We start from the raw sequence: 21,995 nt of genomic DNA on the forward strand, positions 1-21,995 counted from the left end.
CATCGTGGCTCGAACCGGCACGCTTGCGCGTGACAACGGTGGATTCGAGCAGGTGATCGGCGGCGGGCGGCGCGCAGTTCGTGCGCAGCGAACGACGGTGAATGGGAGGTAGGCGCTAGGGTGCGGGTTGATATGCTCAAACCTTCGAATTATAGCGCGAAAAGGTCACATTCGCCAGATTTGGGAACTGTCCGCTTGCGGACTGCCTGCGTGGCGCGCACCAATCAGCGGACGGCGTGCTCAGCTTCGCGGTCGATCTTGTGCAGCACGCGGCTCGGGAAAACGTACCAGAGCGCACTCGCGACTTGCAGTCCGATCAGCACCGTCCAGACCGTCAGATGCGCCGACACCGGATAACGCCCGCCACTGGACGGCCAGAGCGAAAGCATCGCGCCGACGCCCACCTGAAAGCCGAAGATCAACAGGAAGATCACGAGCGTGAGCGTCGTGTGCGCGCGCCCGATCATGTGCGACGGAAAATACTCCGCGGCGACCGCGTAACTCAGAATGCCCGTGCCGCCGAAAACCCCGTATGCGGCAATCAGGACGGACGGCGGCAACGGCACGCGCAGCGCCATCAGGACTTGCGTCACGACGAAGAGCGCCATGCCGGTGCCGCAAAACGCATAAACCGACACCCCGCGCCGCTCCATTCCGCGCGCCGCCGCGCCGAAGCCGACGCAGCCGAACATCATCGCGAAGCCGAGTATCGACACGAGCGCCGCCGCGTGCGCGGGCGCGAGATTCATGACATCGAGCAAATAGGGGCGAATCCATAGCGATTGCATCGCATAGAAAACGCCCTGCGTCACGACGGAAAACGACGCGATCCTCCAGAACACGCCGCTTTTCAGGATGAGCCACGTGCCTTTGAACTGAGTGACGACGTCCGCCCGATGATGCGGATCGGCCTCCGCCTTGCGCGGCGCGAACAGGACGATCGCAGCCGCGACGGCGAGCGTGAACACGCCCAGTCCCACGCACACCTGTCGCCAGTTCGCGACGTGCAGAAGCGACGCGAGCGGCGACCCGACCACGACGCCGCCCAAACCGCCGACGGCCATCGTCAATCCGTTGACGAGCGGCAGGCGCGCCAGCGCGAAATGCTGCGCCGACGCCTTGAAGGCCGCGCTCAGACACACCGACACGCCGATTCCGATCAACAACCGGCCGATCATCAGCCCCGCCAGGCTCGTGGAAGCGCCAAAAATCCAGATTCCGGCGGCCGCAAAAAGCAGCATGCCGGCGGTCACCCGGCGCGGACCGAAGTGATCGAGCAGCACGCCGACCGGAATCTGCGCGAGCGCGAAGCCGATGAAATACAGCGAAGTCAGCAGACCGAGATCGGCCGCGGAGAGGCCCAGGTCGTGCGTGATGAGCGGCGCGAAGCCGAGATTGACGCCGCGGAACACGTACGAGACGAAGTAACCGGCGGCGAACAGGCAGAAAACGCGGAGACGATTGGCGGGCGACATGTGAAACGGACGCTTCATTGATGCTTTTGGATCGCCAGTTTAGCGGTGTCGCCAAATAAAAACGCCGTCACCTTGGTGACGGCGTGGGATAGCGCTTCGTCGAAACGCGGCTTTACTTGTGTTTGCCGCTCTTCGTCGACGCAGGCTTCGCGGTCTTGGCCGTGGCGCCGGACTTTGCCGAACGCGATGCCGTGGAAGCCGACACTTTCGTCACCTTGCCCGACGAATGCGCAGCCGTCTTGCCGCCGCGCGTGGACTTTCCTTCCGGCACGCGCGTACCGATCTTCGACACGCCGCCCGACGAACGGCTCGACGCCGCCACCGTCGCCACGCGCGCCGGACCTGGCTCGGCGGGCACCGGACGGCCATACGGCACGTGCAGCACGACCACCTGGCCCGGCATGATCATCTCGCCGCGCGTGCGGTTCCACGCTCGCACTTGCGCCGGCGACACGTTGTAGCGATCCGCCAGCGTGCTGATGGGCTGCTTGCGGCGCACGCGGATCACGAGCCGGCGCGTGTCGGGCACGTCGCGCTCGATCGCGAGCATCGCGTTAGCGGCGACGTCTGCGCTGATGTCTTCGTCGTCGTCGTCCGTGCGCGGCACGACGATCGTCGAGCCGGGTTTCAGGCGCATGCCCGCCGGAATGCGATTGACCGACATCAGCGTGTCCGCGTCCACGCCGATCTTCTCGGCGATCGCCGCCGGGCGCGAGCGCTCGGTCACGGTGTACGTGGTCCACGACGACAGCGCGCCCGAATACGACGACAGATTGCGCTGGAACGAAGCGGCGTTGTCGAAGGGCAGCAGGATCTGCGGATTGGTCGCGCCGAGAATCACCGGCTTCGAAAACGACGGATTGAGCGAGCGGAATTCCTCCACGCTCATGCCGGCGAGCTTCGCGGCCATCGTCACGTCGATGTCGCGCGCTGTCGTCACCGTCACGAAATACGGGTGATTCGGGATGTCCGGCAGCGCGAGGCCGTACATCTGCGGATTGCCCACGATGTTCTTCACGGCCTGCAGCTTCGGCACGTAGTTGCGCGTTTCGTTGGGCATGCGCAGGCTTTCGTAGTCCGTCGGCAAGCCCGCCGCCTCGTTGCGCGCGATCGCGCGCTGAACGTTGCCCTCGCCCCAGTTGTACGCGGCGAGCGCGAGATGCCAGTCGCCGAACATGTCATGCAGACGCGAGAGATAGTCGAGCGCGGCGCTCGTCGAGGCGAGCACGTCGCGGCGCTCGTCCTGCCACATGTTCTGCTTGAGGTTGTAGTCGCGGCCCGTGCCCGGCATGAACTGCCACATACCCGCGGCCTTCGCGACCGACAGCGCCTGCGGGCTGTACGCCGACTCGATGAACGGCAGGAGCGCCAGTTCGGTCGGCATGTGCCGCTGCTCGAGTTCTTCGACGATGTGATACAGGTACTTCTGCGAGCGCGTGGTCATGCGCTCGACGTAATCCGGGCGTTGCGCGTACCAGTTGACCTGCATGTCGACGAGATCGCTTTGCAGATCGGGAATCTGGAAGCCGCTACGAATGCGGTTCCAGAGATCGGACGATCCCGCGAGCGAAGTCACGGGCGTCTTGTCTACGTCGATGGTTTCCTTGGCTGCTGCGGTGCGGCGAATCGTGTCGGCGACTTGCTGCTGCTTCTGTTGCGAAGCGGCGGTGCTGGCTGAAACTGATAAAGGATCTGACGCCGTGGGTCCCTGACTCGCGCACGCGGCGAGCATCAGGACGGACAGCGCGCTAAGGGTTAGTCGCATGGAACGTCTCTGCTTCCAAAAAATATTGCTTGGAAATTTGCAGCCGATAGTACGGAACAGCACTTAAGACGTCAATAAGAATGCGCGCAAAACCCCTGCAAAATCCTGCATCTAACGGCGATTCCAACGTTTCGGTTGAAGTTAGCCCTAAAAGCTTTCCGTTAGCGGAACTTATCCTTCCAGCCTCGCATCATTCGAAACGCTTCGAGACGGTCTGAAACCGGGGCGCCGAACTGTGACGAAAGTATTGCGTGAATCGCCGGAACGTCCGATCGCAGGAACGGATTCACCGCTTTTTCGTGGCCGATGGTCGTCGGCAAAGTCGGCTTGCCGGCGGCGCGCAACGACTGTGCGTCCTCGCTCCAGCGCAGCAGCGCGGCGTTGTCCGGCTCGCATGCGCGCGCGAATTTGATGTTCGACAGCGTGTACTCGTGCGCGCAGTGAACTTGCGTGTTCTCAGGCAACGCGGCGAGCGCGTCGAGTGAACTGAGCATCTGCTGCGGCGTGCCTTCGAAAAGACGGCCGCAGCCGCTCGCGAACAGCGTGTCGCCGCAAAAGAGATGCGGCGTGCCGCGCGGATCGCCGGCCTGAAAGTAAGCGATGTGGCCGGCCGTATGGCCCGGCACGTCGATCACGGAAAGTTCGAGCGCCGGATGCGCGATGCGCACCGAATCGCCGCCCGCGACGCGCTCGGTCAGGTGCTCGATACGCTCGCCGGCCGGGCCGTAGACGGGGACGCCACCCTCTGCCGATCGGCTATCGAGGAGTGCTTTCACGCCGCCGACGTGGTCCTGATGATGGTGCGTGAGTAAAATAGCGGTCAGTCGCCAACCACGCCGCGCGAGATAGGCTTCGACGGGCGCGGCGTCACCGGGGTCGACCACGACCGCATCGCGCGAGTCCGACACGAGCCAGATGTAGTTGTCCTCGAACGCCGGAACCGGCACATATTCGAGTGCATCTTGAACAGGTAGATTCTTGGCAAGCGAATTCATGGCGATCTTCTATGCGGCAATTCGAACATGTCTGACCGACCGATTATAGACTGGCCCACCTGGACGAGCTCGGCGCCCGGACGCTACGTGCTCGAATGGGAGCAGGCGCAGCTCGATCACGTGGTGTCCGACATCTTCGGCTATCACGCGCTGCAACTCGGCATGCCGCAGCTCGACGCGCTGCGTGAAAATCGCATGACCGGCCGTGCGCTGGTGCTCGACGCCGAAAGCGCTTCGAGCGCGCCCTACACGCCGCCGCGCGCCACGACGCCCGGTGTGAGCGCGCTGCCCGCCGCGAGCGCGCCCGATGGCCGCAGCACCGTGTGGTGCGATCTGCTCGACCTGCCTTTCGAAGCGCAAAGCGTCGATCTGCTCGTGCTGCCTCACACGCTCGAGTTTTCGCCGGACCCGCACCGGCTGCTGCGTGAAGCCGAGCGCGTGCTGGTGCCGGAAGGCCAGTTGATCATCCTTGGCTTCAATTCGCTGAGTCTGTGGGGCGCGCGGCAATCGCTCGGCAAGGTGGCGGGACGGCCGTTCGTGCCGTCGGCGCACGAGATGATCGCGTTCACGCGCATCAAAGACTGGATCAAGCTGCTCGGATTCGACCTTGAACGCGGGCGCTTCGGCTGCTATCGTCCGCCGCTCGTCACGGACAAGTGGCTGCAGCGCTATCAATTCATGGAAGCCGCCGGCGACCGCTGGTGGCCCATCTTCGGCGCGGCGTACATGATTACTGCCGTTAAGCGCGTGCGCGGCATGCGTCTCATCGGTCCGCGCAAGCTGAAAAAACCCGCGCTCGCGCCCGGCCTCGCGCCGGTCGCGGCTCCGCACACGCGCAACGAGACCCGCAACGAGCATTGATGACTCAAGAATCCGCATCGAACAAGGTAATCGACATCTACACGGACGGCGCCTGCAAAGGCAATCCCGGCCCCGGCGGCTGGGGCGCCCTGCTCCGCTTCGGCGAACTGGAAAAGGAACTGTTCGGCGGAGAAGCCGCGACCACCAACAACCGCATGGAACTGATGGCCGTGATCGCCGCGCTCGAGGCGTTGAAACGCCCGTGCCGCGCGATCATCCACACCGATTCGCAATATGTGCAAAAAGGCATCAGCGAATGGATCCACGGCTGGAAGAAAAAGAACTGGATGACGGCCGCGAAGACGCCCGTCAAGAACGCCGATCTCTGGAAGCGGCTCGACGGCCTCGTCGCGCAGCATGAAATCGAGTGGCGCTGGGTCAAGGGCCACGCCGGACATCCCGAAAACGAACGCGCCGATGCGCTCGCCAATCGCGGCGTGACCTCGCTCGCGGACAGCTAATCAAACGACACGCCATTTATGCGCCAACTCATACTGGACACCGAAACCACCGGCCTGAACGCGAGGACGGGCGACCGAATCATCGAAATCGGCTGCGTCGAACTGATCAACCGCCGGCTCACCGGCAACAACCTGCATCTTTATGTGAACCCGGAGCGCGACAGCGATCCCGGCGCGCTCGCCGTGCACGGCCTCACGACCGAGTTCCTGAGCGACAAGCCGAAGTTCGCCGAGATCGCCGCCCAACTGCGCGACTTCATCGCGGGCGCGGAACTGATCATCCATAACGCGCCGTTCGACGTCGGCTTCCTCGATATGGAACTCGCGCTGCTCGGTTTGCCGAAAGTTTCCGAGACATGCGCCGGCGTGATCGACTCGCTCGCGCAGGCCAAGCAGATGTTCCCCGGCAAGCGCAATTCGCTCGACGCCTTGTGCGACCGCTTCGGCATCAGCAACGCGCATCGCACGCTGCACGGCGCGCTGCTCGACTCGGAGTTGCTCGCGGAGGTCTATCTCGCGATGACGCGCGGCCAAGAAAGCCTCGTCATCGACATGCTCGGCGATCAACCCGCGTCGGGCTCGGTTTCCACGTCGCGTATCGCGCTCGACGATCTCGATTTGCCGGTGATCGTCGCCAGCGACGAAGAACTGGCCGCGCACGAAGCCGTGCTGACCGGCCTCGACAAAGCGCTCAAAGGCACGAGCGTATGGCGCACGGAACCGGCGCCGACCGAGGGCGATGCCGTTCCTGCATAAATTTTTCGAATTCGCGTTCAGAAGCTCTTTACGAAACGCGAAACGCCTGACATAATCTCGTTTCTCTTCGGGTGGTTAGCTCAGCGGTAGAGCACTGCCTTCACACGGCAGGGGTCACTGGTTCGATCCCAGTACTACCCACCAGGATTCTGGTGTTGGTAAAGACAAGCACCGAAGATCAAAAGGCCCGAGTCTCACGACTCGGGCCTTTTTCATTTTGCGTCGTAAAAGATAGCTAGGACGCCCACACGCCTCGCGCCATCCCGCTTGCGGCGATCACCATCACCATCACGAGTCCGGCTTCCAAGTCGCTCATCCACGCGAAGCGCCGCGCGCGCGTCAAATCGATCGGCCCGCCCTGCGCCAATGCGATACGCCATCGAATCAGCGCGAGCATCGGCGAGACTTCGATCAGGAGAATCACGACGAGCGCGGTCATCTTCAAATGGAACAGCGGCTCGTGCAAATAGTAAGCGCCGCCCTTCTCGAATCCGCCGAACGCGCGCGTCACCCCGGTCACGATCAGCACGATCGCCGTGACGCCCCACACCGAGTCCGAGCGGAACACGTCGCGCAGGCGCAGTTCGTTTGCCTGAATGGACTGAGCGGCATCGAGCCGCCGTAACGCGCGGGCGCGCGCGAGCACCGAACCGAGCGCGAAACCAAAAGCAAGAAGATGAAGCGCGGCCAGCAACCAACGTATCAGCATCCTTTCCTCCCCGAAGCGACAGGAACGACGTGTACGGAAATTCGGGCTTACGACGGACGGCGATTCAAACCTGACGCAGCGTTGCATCGAGCGCACGCGCCGCGTTGCGATCGCCCTCGCTGGCGAGCGGCGCGCGGAACACGGTGGTGCGATTATGTCCGGCCGCGGCCGGCGAGTCCCACAACAACTCGACTTTCGCCCGGCGCGCGAACAGCCCGCGCCGCACTTCGCCGCTTGCGCGAATCGACGGGCCGGCGGGCTCGGTGGCCGGCGTGAGCATCGACGCAGACGGCGGCCCATCCGGCGACGGCGCGGGCCACTTCACCGACAGTTCCCGCGCATCGTACTGGCCGAGCCTGCGGCTCTCCGCCCAAACGACCGCGGTCCGCGTGACGGGATCGAGCGAGATCGCATAGCGGCCGATCGCGAAGCGCCGCGCCGCGATGTTCGTGCGCCAGAGCGCGCGCGGCCGGCAGATCCACATGACGACCGCATAAAGCGCCGGGCCGACGACGAGCCAGCCGTTGGTCTCGTCGAGCGCCTGCGTGAAGCGCCGCCATCCGGAACTCCACACGAACGCGCCGACGGAAAACATCGCAAAGCCGAAAGTCAGGAGCGCGATGAAGCGCAAGGCCTGCCGCAGCCATTGCGGCAGCGGATGCAGCGGGCGCTCCGTGCGCGCCTTCGCGCCCGGCAGCACGATCAGGAGAAAGATCAGAACGAGGTTCACGCACGCCCACGGCGAGGATGTCATCGCGCGCAGCGAGGACAGATAGCCCATCTGCGACATCGAGAACGCCCAACGCGCCGCGAGCACCAGTCCGATCGCGCGCAATGCGAACACGGTGCCGGCGCCCGGAGCCGGGCTCGCGCTGATTTGCTTGGGTCTCGCCAAAAGAAACACTCCTGTCCACGAACGATGCATGCCGCTTCGCGCATCGCGAAGCCCGGTCATTATAGGGAGATTACGGATACCGTCAGCGGTTTGACAACCGTAGCGCGGTCTGGCGCGCGAAAGGCAGACCCGAGTGTGCTATTACGACAACGCCCCGCGTGCCTTGAGGCTCGCGGGGCGTTGTTTTGCAGCCGATGCCGCGCAAGGCGGCAAGACTTGCTTAGCTCGCGTTGACTTCGCGCAGAACGGTGCGGCGCTTCCGGCGCAGCAACTCTTCGTACACGTTGACGTAATTCTGCGCCATCACCTTCGACGAGAAACGCGCTTCGAACGCGGCGCGGACCTTCTCGCGCGGCAGCGTATCGAGACGCTTCACGGCGGCGATCGCCGAGAGTTCGTCTTCGACGACGAAGCCCGACACGCCGTTCTCGATCACTTCCGGCACCGAACCGCGATTGAACGCGATCACCGGCGTACCGCAGGCCATCGCTTCGATCATCACGAGGCCGAAAGGCTCCGGCCAGTCGATCGGGAACAGCAGCGCGTGTGCGTTGCCGAGGAACTCGGTCTTTTCGGCTTCGCTGATTTCACCGATGTACTCGACGTGCGGCAGCGCGAAGAGCGGCTTGATCTCTTCTTCGTAATACGCGCGGTCGGCCTTGTCGAGCTTCGCGGCGATCTTGATCTTCATGCCCGCGGCCTGCGCGATGCGGATCGCGCGATCGACACGCTTTTCCGGCGAGATGCGGCCGAGGAACGCGAGGTAACCCGGCTTCACGTTCGGAATCGGCTTCAGCAGGTTTTCCGGCAGACCGTGATACACCGTCGAGAGCCAGTGCGCCTGCGGCAGCGGCTGACGCTGGTTGTCCGAGATCGAGATGACCGGCACGTCGTTGAACGTCCTGAAGATCGGCTGCAGTTCGGGCAGATCGAGACGACCGTGCATCGTCGTCAGAAACGGCACCGGCTGGCGCGCGAACAGCGAGAACGGGTAGTAGTCGATGTGGAAGTGCAGCACGTCGAACTCGTCGGCGCGACGGCGGACTTCTTCGAGCAGCAGCATGTGCGGCGCCATCGTGTCGCGGATGGTCGGGTCGAGGCGCAGCGCCTGCGGCCAGAATGCTTCGAGCTTCGCGGAGGTCTGCGAATCACCGCTCGCGAAGAGCGTGACATCGTGTCCAGCATCCACGAGTGCCTCGGTCAGATAAGACACCACGCGTTCCGTGCCGCCATACAGCTTCGGCGGAACAGCCTCGTGGAGGGGCGCGATTTGAGCGATTCGCATGTCGTGAAACTCCTAATGAAAAATCAGGCAAGTACTACAGTCATGTTGACGTTGGAGAGCGAATCGCTCGGCTCGGGCGAAGCTTCCCGCGGCGCGGAGGCCGCGGCGCCATGGCTGATGCTCGAGTGAAAAAGCGGGGTCGCCGATCACCGGTTTGTCGCGCAGGCGTCCGGATCAAGCAAATGCAGTTCCATATCTCGAAAATCGCCGCGCGCCAGCAATTAACGCGCGTCCGCCTCGGCGGTTGACGGGAACTTGCAAAAACCTGTCGAAGACCTAAGGGCAAACCCGGATCGGATTATGGAGCTTTTTACAGAGTCCCGGCGGCAGTCATTTCAACTTATTTACCTTGTTACACTGGGGATACATTTTGCAAACCCCTGTTTATTAAGGTTGTTCTACATTGGAGCACGGGCTTCGGCGATTGCTCCGCCGGCATGAGATTGCTGCCTGTGTCGGTTTTTGTTGCCGAGAAGCAATCTGGCGCGACACGTGCTCCTGTCACTGCTGCCGCAACGCAACGCCCGAAGCGCCCGCCCCGCCCGGCGAGCGTTCTGTCGCAAAAAGCTGCGCGATATGCTTACAATGCTCGCCCAAGCCGGCAGCCGCGCCCGGCGCCGCAAGGCTCGGCAGCGGCCCGATTTTCACTGCGGGCGACGTTCGGATGGCCACACAGGCCGAACGTCATATGCCCGAAGACGCGCTGTCCCTCCGCGATACTGGCTACAATTCGTGATGGAGACGGCGCAGCGTCGCCTCGTTTGACGTCAGTCGCGCCGGATCGGGCGACGCATCGCATGCCGGTTGCCGCGGTGGCACCGCATGGCACTGCCCGAAGGCGCAACACACGCTCAACCGCTCTACGACCAAAAAAGACCATTGGACCAACTCACCGTTTCCCAGCGTAACGCGCACAACGCGAAGCTCTCGAGCTACGCGCATCGGCCGCTCGCGTTCCTGATGCGCTACATCCGCCGGCATCCCGTCGCGCACGCCATCGTGCTCTTCAGCGTCTTTGCCGCGGTCGGCTGCGCCCTCGCCTCGCAGTACGCGATCAAGCATCTGATCGACGTCCTCGGGCAAGGCCGCGGGCATCCCGGGCCGCTCTGGGGCGCGTTCATGATCCTGGTCGGGCTGATCGCCGCCGACAACCTGCTGTGGCGGGTCGGCGGCTGGGTCGGCGCGCACGTGTTCGTGATCGTCACCGGCGACTTGCGCAAGGACCTCTTCTCGTATTTGTCAGGCCACTCGCCGACGTACTTCTCCGAAAAGCAGCCCGGCATGCTCGCGAGCCGGATCACGGCAACGTCGAACGCGATCTACACCTCCGAGAACGTGATGGCGTGGAACGTCCTGCCGCCGTGCATCGCGGTGCTGGGCGCGATCGTGATGATCGTCTCCGTCAATCCGCTGATGGCCGGCGGCCTGATGACCGCGTCGCTGGTTCTCGCGCTGATTCTCTATCGCCTGGCGAAGCGCGGCTCGGCGCGGCATCACAGCTTTGCGTCGAAGGCGGCCTCGGTCGATGGCGAGCTCGTCGACGTGATCGGCAATATGGCCCTGGTGCGCGCGTTCGGCATGACATTCCGCGAGCAGAAACGCTTCGGCTCGACCGTGAAGGCCGAAATGGTCGCGCGCCAGCAAAGCCTGCTGTACCTCGAAAAGCTTCGGCTGTTCCACGCGGTCGTCACCGCGATTCTCTCCGCCGGTCTGCTCGGCTGGGCGCTGTGGCTGTGGTCGCAAGGCCGCGCGACCTCGGGCGATATCGTGCTCGTCAGCTCGCTCGGTTTCACGATTCTGCACGGCACGCGCGATCTGGCGGTCGCGCTCGTCGATGTCACGCAGCACGTCGCACGTCTCGCCGAAGCCGTCCAGACGCTGCTCGAACCGCACGGCATGCCGGACCGTTCGGACGCGACCGAACTCGTGCCGCAAGGCGGCCGCGTCGATTTCGACAATGTCACGTTCGCGTATCCGCGGCGCCGCCCGATTCTCGACAACTTCCATCTGCATATCGAGCCGGGCCAGCGCGTCGGGCTGATCGGCAAGTCGGGCGCGGGCAAGTCCACCGTGCTCGCGCTGCTGCAGCGTTTCTACGAGACGCAGAAGGGCAGCATCAAGATCGACGGCCAGGATATCGGCGCGATCACGCAGGACAGCCTGCGCCACGCGATCGCGCTCGTGCCGCAGGATATTTCGCTGTTTCACCGCACGGTGTTCGAGAACATCGCGTACGGCCGTCCGGAAGCGAGCCGCGAGGAAGTGCTCGCCGCCGCGCGCGAGGCGCGCTGCACGGATTTCATCGAAGCGATGCCGGAAGGTTTCGACACCATCGTCGGCGACCGGGGCGTGAAACTGTCGGGCGGTCAGCGCCAGCGCATCGCGATCGCGCGCGCGATCCTGAAAAACGCGCCGATTCTCCTGCTCGACGAAGCGACTTCCGCGCTCGACAGCGCATCGGAAGAAGCGATTCAACAGGCGCTCGACCGTCTGATGGTCGGCCGCACGGTGATCGCGATCGCGCACCGGCTTTCGACGCTGCAGAACTTCGACCGCATTATCGTGATGAGCGCGGGCAAGGTCATCGACGACGGCTCGCCGCAGGAATTGCGCGAGCGTCCGGGGCTGTATCGCGAGTTGCTGTCGAAGCAGCACGGCAAGGTGCCGTCGATCGTCGCGACGCCGCACAAGCAGCCCGCCTGAACGGCATCGACACAAAAAAGCCGCGATTCCCGAAAGGATCGCGGCTTTTTTACGCCTTCAGATCGCGCAGGAAGTTGTCGCGCCAGACCGAAACGTTGTTCTCGCGCAGTTGCACCATCATCTCGTCGTAGCGCGCTCGACGCTCGGCGAGCGGCATGGCGAGCGCGCGGCCGATCGCGTCGGCCATGTCGTCGATGTCGAGCGGATTCACGATGAGCGCGGCCGCAAGCTCGCGCGCCGCGCCCGCGAACTGCGACAGCACGAGCACGCCCGGATCGTCCGGATCCTGCGCCGACACGTATTCCTTCGCGACCAGATTCATGCCGTCGCGCAACGGCGTGACGAGGCCGACGTGCGCCTCGCGGAACAGCGCCGCGAGCACCGGCCGCTCGTACTGCCGATGGATATAGCGAATCGGCGTCCAGTCGAGTTCGGCGTATCGGCCATTGATGCGGCCCGATTCCGCTTCGAGCTGGGCGCGAATGTCGCGATAGGCGTCGACATCGGAGCGTGTCGGCGGCGCGATCTGCAGAAACGACACGTTGTTGCGCTGTTGCGGTTCGTGCTCGATCAGCCGCTCGAACGCGCGAAAACGCTCGACGAGACCCTTCGAATAATCCAGACGATCGACGCTCATCACGAGCTTTCGATGATGCAGCGTCGCCTTGACGATCTCGACGTCGCGCCCGCGCTCGCCGTCTTTAGCGAGCGCGGCGACCTCGTCGGGATAGATGCCGATTGGATACGCCGCCGCGCGAAGCGTCTGGCCGAACGCGCGGACCTCGACCGGCTTCGCGCCGTCGCGCCGCAGCGTGCCGCCCGCCTCCGTTTCGATGTAATCGCAGAACGCGCGCAGGTCGGGCTCGGTCTGGAAGCCGAGCAGATCGAACGCGCACAGCGCCTCTGCCAGTTCGCGATGACGCGGCACGCTCGACAGAATCTGCGCCGCCGGAAACGGAATATGCAGAAAGAAGCCGATGCGATTCTTCACGCCCAGCGCGCGCAGCGCCTGCGCGAACGGAATCAGGTGATAGTCGTGGACCCAGATCACATCGCCGGGCCTGAGCAGCGGCGCGAGTTGCTCCGCGAGCCAGCGATTCACGCGGCAATAACCGTCGTATTCGCGGCGATCGAACTCGATCAAATCCGGCCGATAGTGAAATGCGGGCCACAGCGTCGCGTTGGAAAAGCCGCGGTAGTACTGGTCGTAGTCGCGCCGCACGAGACCGATGGTCGCGAAGGTCACCGGCCCGTGTTCTTCGAGCTTGATGCCGTCGGGATTCGACGTGAGCACGTCCCCGCTCCAGCCGAACCACATGCCGCCGGTTTCCTTCAGCGCGTCGTACACGCCGACCGCGAGTCCGCCCGCCGCGGGGCCGCCTTCGGAAATCGGCGCGACGCGGTTCGAAACGATGATCAGCCGGCTCACGCGTGCTTCCCTGCCGTGCCCGCGATCACCTGCAGCCAGTCCAGCAGCAATTCGACCGATTCGATGCGCGCCCGCGCCACCGTGTCGCCCGGCCCGATCTTCACCGAGAGCCCGTCGAACTCGTTGACTACGGCGAAGCCTTTCTCATCGGTGAGATCGTCGCCGATGAACACGGGTTTGCGGCCCGTGAACGGCGGCTCGCCCATGTACGCGCGCACCGCGCGGCCCTTGTCGACGTCCTTCGGCTTGATCTCGTAGACCATCTTGCCCGGCTGCAGCACGTAGGCGTCGGCGTATTCCGCGACGAGCTTCTCCGTCGCCGCGCGCGCGGCCGGCTCGCGGTCGGGCGCGTTGCGGTAATGCAGCGCGAGCGCCGCGCCCTTGATTTCGAGCAGCATGCCCGGATTCGCGCTGACGACTTTTTCGAGCGCGTGCTCCATGCGCAGCAGCCGCTCGTCGTTGAAACCGATGCGCTGCACGTCGCCGTTCGAATCGCGCCGTTCCGCGCCGTGCATGCCCGCGACGGGCAGATCGGTCATCTGCAGAAACGAATCGATATTGTCGATGCCGCGCCCCGACACGACCGCGACCGCGCCGTTGGTCGCGCGCCGGAGCGCCGCGAGAATGTCGGGCACCGAGCGCGGCACGAAGATGCCGTCGGGCGTGGAGGCGAGCTCGACGAGCGTGCCGTCGAAATCGAAGAAAAAGGCGGTCTCGGCAAGAGACAGGGAATCGGGAAGATTTAGCATCGATCTTTGGCCTGTGGTTTTGCCTGATGTGGCGCGCGCCGGAGTCGGACATCGCAATGCGTGCGCATCTTACCGCGCAAAAGCTTTCGTTTAGGAAAGCTCCTAGCTTACAGGCTTACTGAGAAGCGCTTTCGGCGTGCTTGAATCATGCGGCAAATCGTCTCAAAAATAGTCCGATAGCGACATAATGCGCTGGCGCCGCCACGAAAGGCGTGTATTTTGCGACGGAGTTCACAACGAATCGTCCTGCAACGCAATTACCGATGCACGCTTCATTCCTTCAGCTTCCCGCACGCCTCATCGCCCTCTTCTCGCTGTGTGCGCTCGCCGCCTGCTCGAAGCCCGCCGAGCCGTGGCATCTGACGGACGTTTCAGGCCATTTGCCGGACCTGGATTTCTCGCTCGTCGATGACGGCGGCGCGCACGTCACCGGACAGTCGTTCGAGGGAAAGACGACGCTCGTCTACTTCGGTTACACGCATTGTCCCGACGTCTGCCCCGAAACGATGGCGCGCCTCATGCAAGTGCTGCAACGCGTGGGCGCGGACGCAGACAAGACGCGCATCGTGTTCATCTCGGTCGATCCGGCGCGCGACACGCCCGCGCTCCTGCGCTCCTACGTGCGCGCGTTCGACGACAAACACGCCGTCGGCCTGACTGGCAGCGAGCGCGCGATCGAATCGGTGGCGCAGCGTTATCGCATCGCGTATCAGATGGAAAAGCGCGATCCGAACGGCGAGTACGAAGTCACGCACAGCTCGGCCGTCTATATCTTCGATGCCGCCGGTCACGCGCGCCTGCTCGCGACCGATCACGATTCGATCGACGCCATCGCGACCGATCTGAAGCGCGTGATCCACGCAAAGGACGCCTGACGATGAGCACGCTTCTGTACTGGCTCGATCCGTGGGAGCCGTCGCCGACGGTCGTGATCGCCGTGCTCGTCGCGGGAATTCTGTTCGCGCGCGGCGCGCGGCATGCGCGCGTGTCGGTCTCGCGCCGCATCGCGTTCTGGTTCGGCCTGATCGCGCTCTATGTCGCCCTCCACACGCGGCTCGACTACTTCTTCGAGCACGAATTCTTCATGCATCGGCTGCAGCATCTCGTGCTGCATCATCTCGGGCCGTTTCTGATCGCGCTGTCGTATCCCGGCGCGGCATTGCGCGCGGGCGTGCCGTTCGCGTGGCGGCAGCGCTGGCTGCGCCCGGTTGCGCAAACGCGGATCGCGCGCACGTTCTTCGATATCGTGTTCAATCCCGTGATCGCGGTTGCACTGTTCGTCGGGCTGATCTACTTCTGGCTGCTGTCGCCGATCCACTTCAAGGCGATGCTCGACTACCGGCTCTATCGCGTGATGAACTGGAGCATGGTCGTCGACGGCCTGCTGTTCTGGTGGCTGATTCTGGATCCGCGTCCGGCGCCGCCCGCGCGGCTCGCGCCCGGCAGACGCGTTCTCGTCGTGATCGCCGCGATTCCGCCGCAGATCATGCTCGGCGCGTATATCTTCTTCACGCCGCGCGAGTTGTATCCGATCTATTCGATTTGCGGCCGCGCGTTCACGTGGATCACGCCGATGCGCGATCAGCAGATCGGCGGCCTCTTGCTGTGGATTCCGGGATCGATGATGAGCGTCATCGGCGCGCTGATCGCGCTGCGCCACTGGCTGCGGCTGTCGGCGCGCTCGCGGCTGAGGAAGGAGCGTGAAGGACGCGGCGCGGGCGCGCCGGTCAGAGGCCCGAAGGCCACGACATCATGATTCGAAGCCGGGACGCCGCATCCAGACGTGCGGGATGCCGTCTTCGTCGTGCACACCCGACGACGGCACGAAGCCGAACGCGCCGTAAAAGCGCTGCAAATGCGCTTGCGCGTGCAGGCTGACCGGCTGATCGGGCCATTGCTTCAGGATGTGTTCGAGCGCGCGCTCGAGCATCGCGTTGCCGAGCTTCAGACCGCGAAAATTGACGGTCGTCAACACACGGCCGATGCGTATGTCTTTCTCGCTCTCGTCCGGATGGCCCGGCAGCAGCACGCGCAGGTAACCCGCGAGCGCGGGACGCTTCTCGCCCTGGCCGTAGGCGAACAGGTGCCACGCATCGAGATCGAGGCCGTCGATGTCGCCATACACGCAATTCTGCTCGACGACGAACACGGCGCTGCGCGCGGCGAGCATGTCGTAGACCTCGGCGGTCGTCAGGTCGTCGAAGCGCTTAAAGCGCCATTCGAGTTGGGAAAGTGGATCGGTCATTGGAGTCTGTGTGGCAGAAGTATGGCAATTGTGCCGTGCTGCAACGGAGCGGACCAGGATGCGGATAGAAAAAAAGCCCTGACGGATCAGGGCTTTTCAAGTGGAGGCGCGGACCGGAGTCGAACCGGTCTAAACGGCTTTGCAGGCCGCTGCATAACCGCTTTGCTACCGCGCCACAAGCGGTTTTGGTGCATGCCGGCCGTGATGCCGGCCGATCCACCAAACAAAAAGGGAAGCTTGGCTTCCCCTTTGACTGGAGCGGGAGACGAGTCTCGAACTCGCGACCTCAACCTTGGCAAGGTTGCGCTCTACCAACTGAGCTACTCCCGCAATATCCTGCAAAACTACTGGTTTCCGATGCCTCGCTGCGCATGCCATTAGCGCCGATAACATCCGAACCTTCAAAATCTGGAGCGGGAGACGAGTCTCGAACTCGCGACCTCAACCTTGGCAAGGTTGCGCTCTACCAACTGAGCTACTCCCGCATTGACCGCTGTTCTTTTGCCTTTGCTTCGCTTGCTGCGTCGCGCCGTGCATCAGAGAAACGAGATTATGGAGAACCCAAAGAGGGCTGTCAACTGTTTTGTGAGAGGAATTTTTCGTTTGACGCAACTTTTTGCAACGAGTGCTTCGATCGCTTCACAACATGCCGCCTCGCTCGCGAATTTGCGGCCACGCGAGCTTCATGTAGTAAAGCATCGACCAGACGGTCAGGAACGCCGCGACGTAGATGAGCCACAAACCCCACACGCGCGTGTCGATCATCCACGGCGTGCCGGCGATTTTCAGCGGCCCGTAGAACAACAGCATCGGGATCGCGACCATCTGGCATACGGTCTTGAACTTGCCGAGCTGATTCACCGCGACGCTCTTCGACGCGCCGATCTGCGCCATCCATTCGCGCAGCGCGGAAATGGTGATCTCGCGCCCGACGATGATGAGCGCGATCACCGCATTGAGCCGCGACAACTGCACGAGCACGAGCAGCGCGGCGGTGACCATCAGCTTGTCGGCGACCGGATCGAGGAATGCGCCGAACGAAGACGTCTGATTGAGCTTGCGCGCGAGAAAGCCGTCGAACCAGTCGGTGAGTGCGGCGAGCACGAAGATGAGCATGCCGAGCAGGTTGCGATGCTCCGGGCTCATCATCATGTCCGGCAGGTAGAACACGCCCACCACGAGTGGAATCAGCACGATTCGCAGCCACGTCAGGAAGATCGGTAGATTGAACGGCATGTGCGAAAGCGGTTGATGGACGTGTAAGGAAGCCGACATTGTGCCGCGTCGATCCCGCGCTCACAAGGCGGGCCGCCCGCGCGGCGCGCCTTGCGGCCGGCTTTGCGGCTCAATGCAACTGACGATAAATCTGCTGCGCGAGCGCAAGCGAAATGCCTTCGACGCTCGCCAGGTCTTCGACGCTCGCCGCCTGCACGCCACGCAATCCGCCGAAGCGCGAGAGCAGCCGCTGACGCCGTTTCGCGCCCACGCCTTCCAGCTCTTCCAGCCGCGACGTCTGCCGCGCCTTCGCCCGCTTCGCGCGCATGCCGGTGATGGCGAAGCGATGCGCTTCGTCGCGGATTTGCGCGACGAGCATCAGCGCCGCGCTTTCCTTGCCGAGTTCGAGCGCGCCGCGGCCGTCGGCGAACACCAGCGTTTCGAGCCCGACCTTGCGCCCTTCTCCCTTCGCCACGCCGACCAGCATGCCGTGATCCAGCCCGAGTTCGGAAAAAACCTGCCGCGCGATCTCGACCTGACCTTTGCCGCCGTCGATCAATACGATGTTCGGCAGCGTGCCGCCCGCGGCCACCGGTTCGGCGGCATCGGGCGTGACGTTGGGATCGGCGGCATCATCGGGTTGCAGGGTCGTGGCTTCGTCGTTCGCGTTCGCGGCGGCCTGCGCGACCATCTTTTCGTAGCGGCGCGTGAGCACCTGGCGCATGGCGGCGTAGTCGTCGCCGGGCGTGATGCCGTTGATGTTGTAGCGCCGGTATTCGCCCGACTGCATCTTGTGATGGTGATACACGACGCACGACGCCTGCGTCGCCTCGCCCATCGTGTGACTGATGTCGAAGCACTCGATGCGCAACTGCGCGAGATCGTCCATCTCGAAGGAAAGCGTTTCCGCGAGCGCGCGCGTGCGCGCCTGCTGCGAGCCCTGTTCCGACAGAAGACGCGCGAGCGCGAGCTTCGCGTTGTTTTCGGCCATCGAAAGCCACGCGCGCTTTTGACCCTGCGGCTGACGCAGCAGCGTGACCTTGTGGCCCGCCTGCTCGATCAGCAAATCGACGAGCTCGCGGCTCGACGGCGCATGACTCACGACGAGCACCGGCGGCACGCGATTGCCGATGTAATGCTGCGCCATGAAGGCTTCGAGCACTTCGGATTCGAGCGCGCCTTCGCGCGGTTCTTCGCGCGGTTCCTCGGGCTCGGCTTCCGTGGGCGCGTCCGGTTGCGTTTCTTCGATTTCCGCGACGTCGGGCAAGTCGTCCTCGTCGTCGAGCACCACCGCGCTTTCGACGTGCGCCGGGAAATACGCCTTGTCGCCGAGATGCCGGCCGCCGCGCACCATCGCGAGATTCACGCAGACCTTGCCGCCGAGCGCGACGACCGCGAGGATATCCACGTCGCTTTCGCCGCCGACTTCGATCGCCTGCTGATGCAGCACGGTCGCAAGCGAGCTCATCTGATTGCGCACCGCCGCGGCTTGCTCGAACTTCAGATCGGCGGCGAACGCGTGCATCTTCTGCTCGAGTTCCTTCATCACTTCGCCCTGACGCCCGAGCAAAAAGCGCGATGCGTTCGACACGTCGCGTGCGTAATCCTCTTCCGTGATGAGCCCCGTGCACGGCGCCGTGCAGCGCCCGATCTGATGCAGCAGGCACGGCCGCGTGCGGTTGTTGAAGACCGAATCCTCGCACGTGCGCAACTGAAACACGCGCTGCAGGATCTGGATGCTCTCGCGCACCGCCCACGCGCTCGGGAATGGGCCGAAGTACTGGTTTTTCTTGTCCACCGCGCCGCGGTAGTAGGCCATGCGCGGGAACGCGTGGCCCGTGAGCTTGAGAAACGGATACGACTTGTCGTCGCGAAAGAGAATGTTGTAGCGCGGCGCCAGCGCCTTGATGAGATTGTTTTCGAGCAGCAGCGCTTCGGCTTCCGAACGCGTGACGGTCGTCTCGATCTTGCGGATGCGCGTGACCATCATCGCGATGCGCGGCGAATGCAGCGTCTTCGTGAAGTAGCTCGACACCCGCTTCTTCAGATTGCGCGCCTTGCCGACATAGAGCACGGTGCCGTCGCCGTCGTAATAGCGGTACACGCCGGGCAAATGCGGCAGTTGCGCGAGCGTCTTTTTCGGGTCGAAATCCGGTTGGGGGGCGTCGGTGTCAGTCATGCAGCGAGGGGACGGAAAAGCATCGGCGCGGCGGTGAGCCGTACCTGGCGCGTTATCTTAGAATCGCCAGTTTAGAACATTACGCCGCGCGCCTTCGTCCTCATGACTACGCATCCCGCCGACCCGGAACTCGCCTGCGACATCTTCTGCGCGGTGGTCGACAACTTCGGCGACATCGGCGTGTGCTGGCGTCTCGCCCGGCAATTGCATGCGGAGCACGGCTGGAGCGTGCGCCTTTTCGTCGACGATCTGAAGGTTTTCCATGCGCTCTGCCCGGGAGTCGACGCGACGCTCTCGCGTCAGGTTGCGATGGGCATCACGATCGAGCGCTGGCACGAGCCGTCGCATGCGGGCGACACGCTCGAAATTCCCGATGTCGTGATCGAGGCGTTCGCGTGCGAGTTGCCGCACGCGTACATCGCCGCGATGGCGCGCCGCGACCCGAAGCCCGTCTGGATCAATCTCGAATATCTGAGCGGCGAGGACTGGGTCGCCGATTTCCACATGCGGCCGTCGCCGCATCCGCGCTATCCGCTCGACAAGAGCTTCTTCTTTCCGGGCCTCGGCAAAGGCACGGGCGGCGTGCTGAAGGAACGCGATCTCGATTCACGGCGCGCGCGCTTCGACGCGGACGCTTGGTGGCGCGAGCGGGTCGGCATCGAGCGGCCGCGCGACGCAGAGACGGTCGTGTCGCTCTTCGCCTACGAAAATCCGGCCGTCGATGCGCTGCTCGCACAATGGCGCGACGGCGACGCGCCCGTCGTCCTGCTCGTGCCCGAAGGCCGCATCTCCGGCGCGCTCGCACGCTTTTTCGACCTGCCGAAGTTCACGGCGGGCACGTCCGCGCGCGCGGGCGCATTGCGGGCGCACGCGCTCGGCTTCGTCGAGCAGCCGCGCTTCGACGAACTGCTCTGGGCCGCCGACATCAACTTCGTGCGCGGCGAGGATTCCTTCGTGCGCGCGCAATGGGCGCAAAAGCCGTTCGTCTGGCATATCTACCCGCAAGCCGACGACGCCCATCTGCCCAAGCTCGACGCCGCGCTCGCGCATTACACGCGTACGCTCGATCCGTCCGCCCGCGATGCGGTCGCGCGCTTCTGGCACGCGTGGAACGGCGCGGGCGTGCCGGACTGGGCCGGCTTCTGGCGTCATCGGGAGAAGCTGGAGAAGTGCGCGGCGCGCTGGGCGAAGGAACTGGCGGGCGTCGGCGATCTGGCGGGCAATCTCGCCGCGCACGTGGCCTCGCGGCGCGTCGGATAAGCGCCGCGTGATCGCGTTTCGCGCCGCGCCAATCGACTGGCCAAATAGGCAAAAACTCAGTTAAAATAAGCGGTTATCCGAGGAAGCAGGTCGCAGTTTCAACTTTGCGCCGCGCGGGTCGGCCCGGAGGCACATCCCTCCTCGTTGGCCAGAACTCTCGCACGGCGGCGTATCGAAACCAGGCAGCGCCGCCGTCCGATCGATTCATTCCAGGCATTCAAGCCAAATCCTTTCGTACAGGACCTAGTTTTATGAAGACCGCACAAGAACTCCGCGTCGGCAACGTCGTCATGATCGGCAACGATGCCATGGTTGTGCAGCGCGCCGAGTACAACAAATCGGGCCGCAACTCCGCGGTCGTGAAGATGAAGTTCAAGAACCTGCTGACGGCAGCCGGCATGGAAACCGTCTACAAGGCGGACGACAAGTTCGACGTCGTCGTGCTCGACCGCAAGGAAGTGACGTACTCGTACTTCGCCGATCCGATGTACGTCTTCATGGACGCCGACTACAACCAGTTCGAAGTCGAAGCCGAAATGATGGGCGACGCGCTCAACTACCTCGAAGACGGCATGGGCTGCGAAGTCGTGTTCTACAACGAGAAGGCCATCTCGGTCGAACTGCCGACCACGCTGGTTCGCGAAATCGTCTACACGGAACCGGCCGTCAAGGGCGACACGTCGTCGGGCAAGGTGCTGAAGAACGCCAAGCTGAACACCGGTTTCGAACTGCAAGTGCCGCTCTTCTGCAACATCGGCGACAAGATCGAAATCGACACCCGCACGAACGAATACCGCAGCCGCGCGTAAGCCTCACGCCGCTGCATCGTAAGTCGGGCGGCCGCTGCAACGGCCCGCCGCCCGGTTCAAAAAAGCGCCCCATCGCGGGCTAATGCCGTTCAGTTAGCGCTGAACGGCATTTTTGTTTGTGGGGGCGAGAAGTGGTTGTAAACGGAGCGCCGGGCTGTTAACTTTCTGGTGCGATGCTTGCCGACCACCTCACTTATCTGATCG

At 63.7% G+C, this 21,995-nt stretch carries 19 protein-coding genes and 4 tRNA genes; 9 read left to right on the plus strand and 14 right to left on the minus strand.

Going from position 1 to position 21,995, the window contains the following annotated elements:
* Nucleotides 1-224: 224 nt before the first annotated feature.
* From NOV72_RS30245 to gloB, 3 genes are all read right to left on the minus strand, one after another.
* Nucleotides 225-1,493 (minus strand): MFS transporter, encoded by a 1,269-nt coding sequence (locus NOV72_RS30245; RefSeq protein ID WP_245933217.1) that lies wholly within the window; start codon nucleotides 1,491-1,493, stop codon nucleotides 225-227.
* Nucleotides 1,494-1,587: 94 nt separating this feature from the next.
* Entirely contained in the window at nucleotides 1,588-3,240 is a 1,653-nt protein-coding gene (locus NOV72_RS30250; RefSeq protein WP_106858196.1) for a transglycosylase SLT domain-containing protein, read from the minus strand.
* Between the two features lie 161 nt (nucleotides 3,241-3,401).
* Nucleotides 3,402-4,235: a hydroxyacylglutathione hydrolase gene (gloB, locus tag NOV72_RS30255; RefSeq protein ID WP_106858197.1), complete on the minus strand. Its 834-nt coding sequence runs from the start codon at nucleotides 4,233-4,235 to the stop codon at nucleotides 3,402-3,404.
* Between the two features lie 27 nt (nucleotides 4,236-4,262).
* On the opposite strand from gloB, the gene NOV72_RS30260 reads away from it, so the two are divergent.
* The 4 genes from NOV72_RS30260 to NOV72_RS30275 all read left to right on the plus strand — a co-directional run bounded on the left by NOV72_RS30260 (nucleotide 4,263) and on the right by NOV72_RS30275 (nucleotide 6,457).
* Complete coding sequence (locus NOV72_RS30260; protein WP_106858198.1) at nucleotides 4,263-5,096, plus strand: class I SAM-dependent methyltransferase; 834 nt, start codon at nucleotides 4,263-4,265, stop codon at nucleotides 5,094-5,096.
* Complete coding sequence (rnhA, locus tag NOV72_RS30265; protein WP_106858199.1) at nucleotides 5,096-5,557, plus strand: ribonuclease HI; 462 nt, start codon at nucleotides 5,096-5,098, stop codon at nucleotides 5,555-5,557. Before NOV72_RS30260 ends, rnhA begins: the two co-directional genes overlap by 1 nt.
* An 18-nt stretch (nucleotides 5,558-5,575) precedes the next feature.
* The gene (gene dnaQ / locus NOV72_RS30270; protein ID WP_106858200.1) at nucleotides 5,576-6,313 is read left to right on the plus strand and encodes a DNA polymerase III subunit epsilon; all 738 of its coding nucleotides are present in this window, start codon (nucleotides 5,576-5,578) and stop codon (nucleotides 6,311-6,313) included.
* A 69-nt stretch (nucleotides 6,314-6,382) separates the two neighbouring features.
* Nucleotides 6,383-6,457: transfer RNA gene (locus NOV72_RS30275), tRNA-Val, on the plus strand.
* A gap of 91 nt (nucleotides 6,458-6,548) precedes the next feature.
* Here NOV72_RS30275 and NOV72_RS30280 read toward each other — a convergent pair.
* The 3 genes from NOV72_RS30280 to NOV72_RS30290 form a co-directional block, all read right to left on the minus strand.
* Nucleotides 6,549-7,022, minus strand: a complete 474-nt coding sequence (locus NOV72_RS30280; RefSeq protein WP_181291199.1) for a DUF2214 family protein — start codon at nucleotides 7,020-7,022, stop codon at nucleotides 6,549-6,551.
* Between the two features lie 64 nt (nucleotides 7,023-7,086).
* Nucleotides 7,087-7,917: a hypothetical protein gene (locus tag NOV72_RS30285; protein WP_106858214.1), complete on the minus strand. Its 831-nt coding sequence runs from the start codon at nucleotides 7,915-7,917 to the stop codon at nucleotides 7,087-7,089.
* Between the two features lie 220 nt (nucleotides 7,918-8,137).
* Nucleotides 8,138-9,202, minus strand: coding sequence for a glycosyltransferase family 4 protein (locus NOV72_RS30290; RefSeq protein WP_106858201.1), 1,065 nt, complete (start codon nucleotides 9,200-9,202; stop codon nucleotides 8,138-8,140).
* 822 nt (nucleotides 9,203-10,024) lie between these two features.
* On the opposite strand from NOV72_RS30290, the gene NOV72_RS30295 reads away from it, so the two are divergent.
* On the plus strand, nucleotides 10,025-11,905 hold the full coding sequence (locus NOV72_RS30295) for an ABC transporter ATP-binding protein (RefSeq protein WP_245933218.1): 1,881 nt from the start codon (nucleotides 10,025-10,027) through the stop codon (nucleotides 11,903-11,905).
* 49 nt (nucleotides 11,906-11,954) lie between these two features.
* Here NOV72_RS30295 and otsA read toward each other — a convergent pair whose 3' ends face one another.
* Nucleotides 11,955-13,334 carry an alpha,alpha-trehalose-phosphate synthase (UDP-forming) gene (gene otsA / locus NOV72_RS30300; protein ID WP_106858203.1) on the minus strand — a complete coding sequence of 460 codons (1,380 nt, stop codon included), beginning with the start codon at nucleotides 13,332-13,334 and terminating at the stop codon, nucleotides 11,955-11,957.
* Entirely contained in the window at nucleotides 13,331-14,083 is a 753-nt protein-coding gene (otsB, locus tag NOV72_RS30305) for a trehalose-phosphatase (protein ID WP_106858204.1), read from the minus strand. Before otsB ends, otsA begins: the two co-directional genes overlap by 4 nt.
* Nucleotides 14,084-14,346: 263 nt before the next feature.
* On the opposite strand from otsB, the gene NOV72_RS30310 reads away from it, so the two are divergent.
* Together NOV72_RS30310 and NOV72_RS30315 are read left to right on the plus strand one after the other, a co-directional pair.
* Complete coding sequence (locus NOV72_RS30310) at nucleotides 14,347-14,958, plus strand: SCO family protein (RefSeq protein WP_106858205.1); 612 nt, start codon at nucleotides 14,347-14,349, stop codon at nucleotides 14,956-14,958.
* Between the two features lie 2 nt (nucleotides 14,959-14,960).
* Nucleotides 14,961-15,839 carry a cytochrome c oxidase assembly protein gene (locus NOV72_RS30315; RefSeq protein WP_106858206.1) on the plus strand — a complete coding sequence of 293 codons (879 nt, stop codon included), beginning with the start codon at nucleotides 14,961-14,963 and terminating at the stop codon, nucleotides 15,837-15,839.
* Here the strand turns inward: NOV72_RS30315 and NOV72_RS30320 are convergent.
* The 6 genes from NOV72_RS30320 to uvrC form a co-directional block, all read right to left on the minus strand.
* Nucleotides 15,834-16,328, minus strand: coding sequence for a GNAT family N-acetyltransferase (locus tag NOV72_RS30320; protein WP_106858207.1), 495 nt, complete (start codon nucleotides 16,326-16,328; stop codon nucleotides 15,834-15,836). The genes NOV72_RS30315 and NOV72_RS30320 overlap by 6 nt on opposite strands.
* 101 nt (nucleotides 16,329-16,429) lie before the next feature.
* Nucleotides 16,430-16,503, minus strand: a tRNA-Cys gene (locus NOV72_RS30325).
* 79 nt (nucleotides 16,504-16,582) lie between these two features.
* Nucleotides 16,583-16,658: transfer RNA gene (locus tag NOV72_RS30330), tRNA-Gly, on the minus strand.
* A 79-nt stretch (nucleotides 16,659-16,737) separates the two neighbouring features.
* Nucleotides 16,738-16,813 (minus strand) — tRNA-Gly (locus NOV72_RS30335).
* A 154-nt stretch (nucleotides 16,814-16,967) separates the two neighbouring features.
* Entirely contained in the window at nucleotides 16,968-17,564 is a 597-nt protein-coding gene (pgsA, locus tag NOV72_RS30340; RefSeq protein WP_035501650.1) for a CDP-diacylglycerol--glycerol-3-phosphate 3-phosphatidyltransferase, read from the minus strand.
* Between the two features lie 109 nt (nucleotides 17,565-17,673).
* Nucleotides 17,674-19,722, minus strand: coding sequence for an excinuclease ABC subunit UvrC (gene uvrC, locus NOV72_RS30345; RefSeq protein ID WP_106858208.1), 2,049 nt, complete (start codon nucleotides 19,720-19,722; stop codon nucleotides 17,674-17,676).
* A 102-nt stretch (nucleotides 19,723-19,824) separates the two neighbouring features.
* Here uvrC and earP point away from each other — a divergent pair, with 102 nt between their 5' ends.
* Both earP and efp read left to right on the plus strand, forming a co-directional pair.
* The gene (gene earP / locus NOV72_RS30350) at nucleotides 19,825-20,982 is read left to right on the plus strand and encodes an elongation factor P maturation arginine rhamnosyltransferase EarP (protein ID WP_106858209.1); all 1,158 of its coding nucleotides are present in this window, start codon (nucleotides 19,825-19,827) and stop codon (nucleotides 20,980-20,982) included.
* A 251-nt stretch (nucleotides 20,983-21,233) separates the two neighbouring features.
* Entirely contained in the window at nucleotides 21,234-21,791 is a 558-nt protein-coding gene (efp, locus tag NOV72_RS30355) for an elongation factor P (RefSeq protein WP_106858210.1), read from the plus strand.
* The last annotated feature ends 204 nt before the right edge of the window (nucleotides 21,792-21,995 follow it).

The sequence above is a fragment of the Caballeronia novacaledonica genome, from assembly GCF_900258035.1.
In the GTDB taxonomy this organism is placed as follows: Bacteria; Pseudomonadota; Gammaproteobacteria; order Burkholderiales; family Burkholderiaceae; genus Caballeronia; species Caballeronia novacaledonica.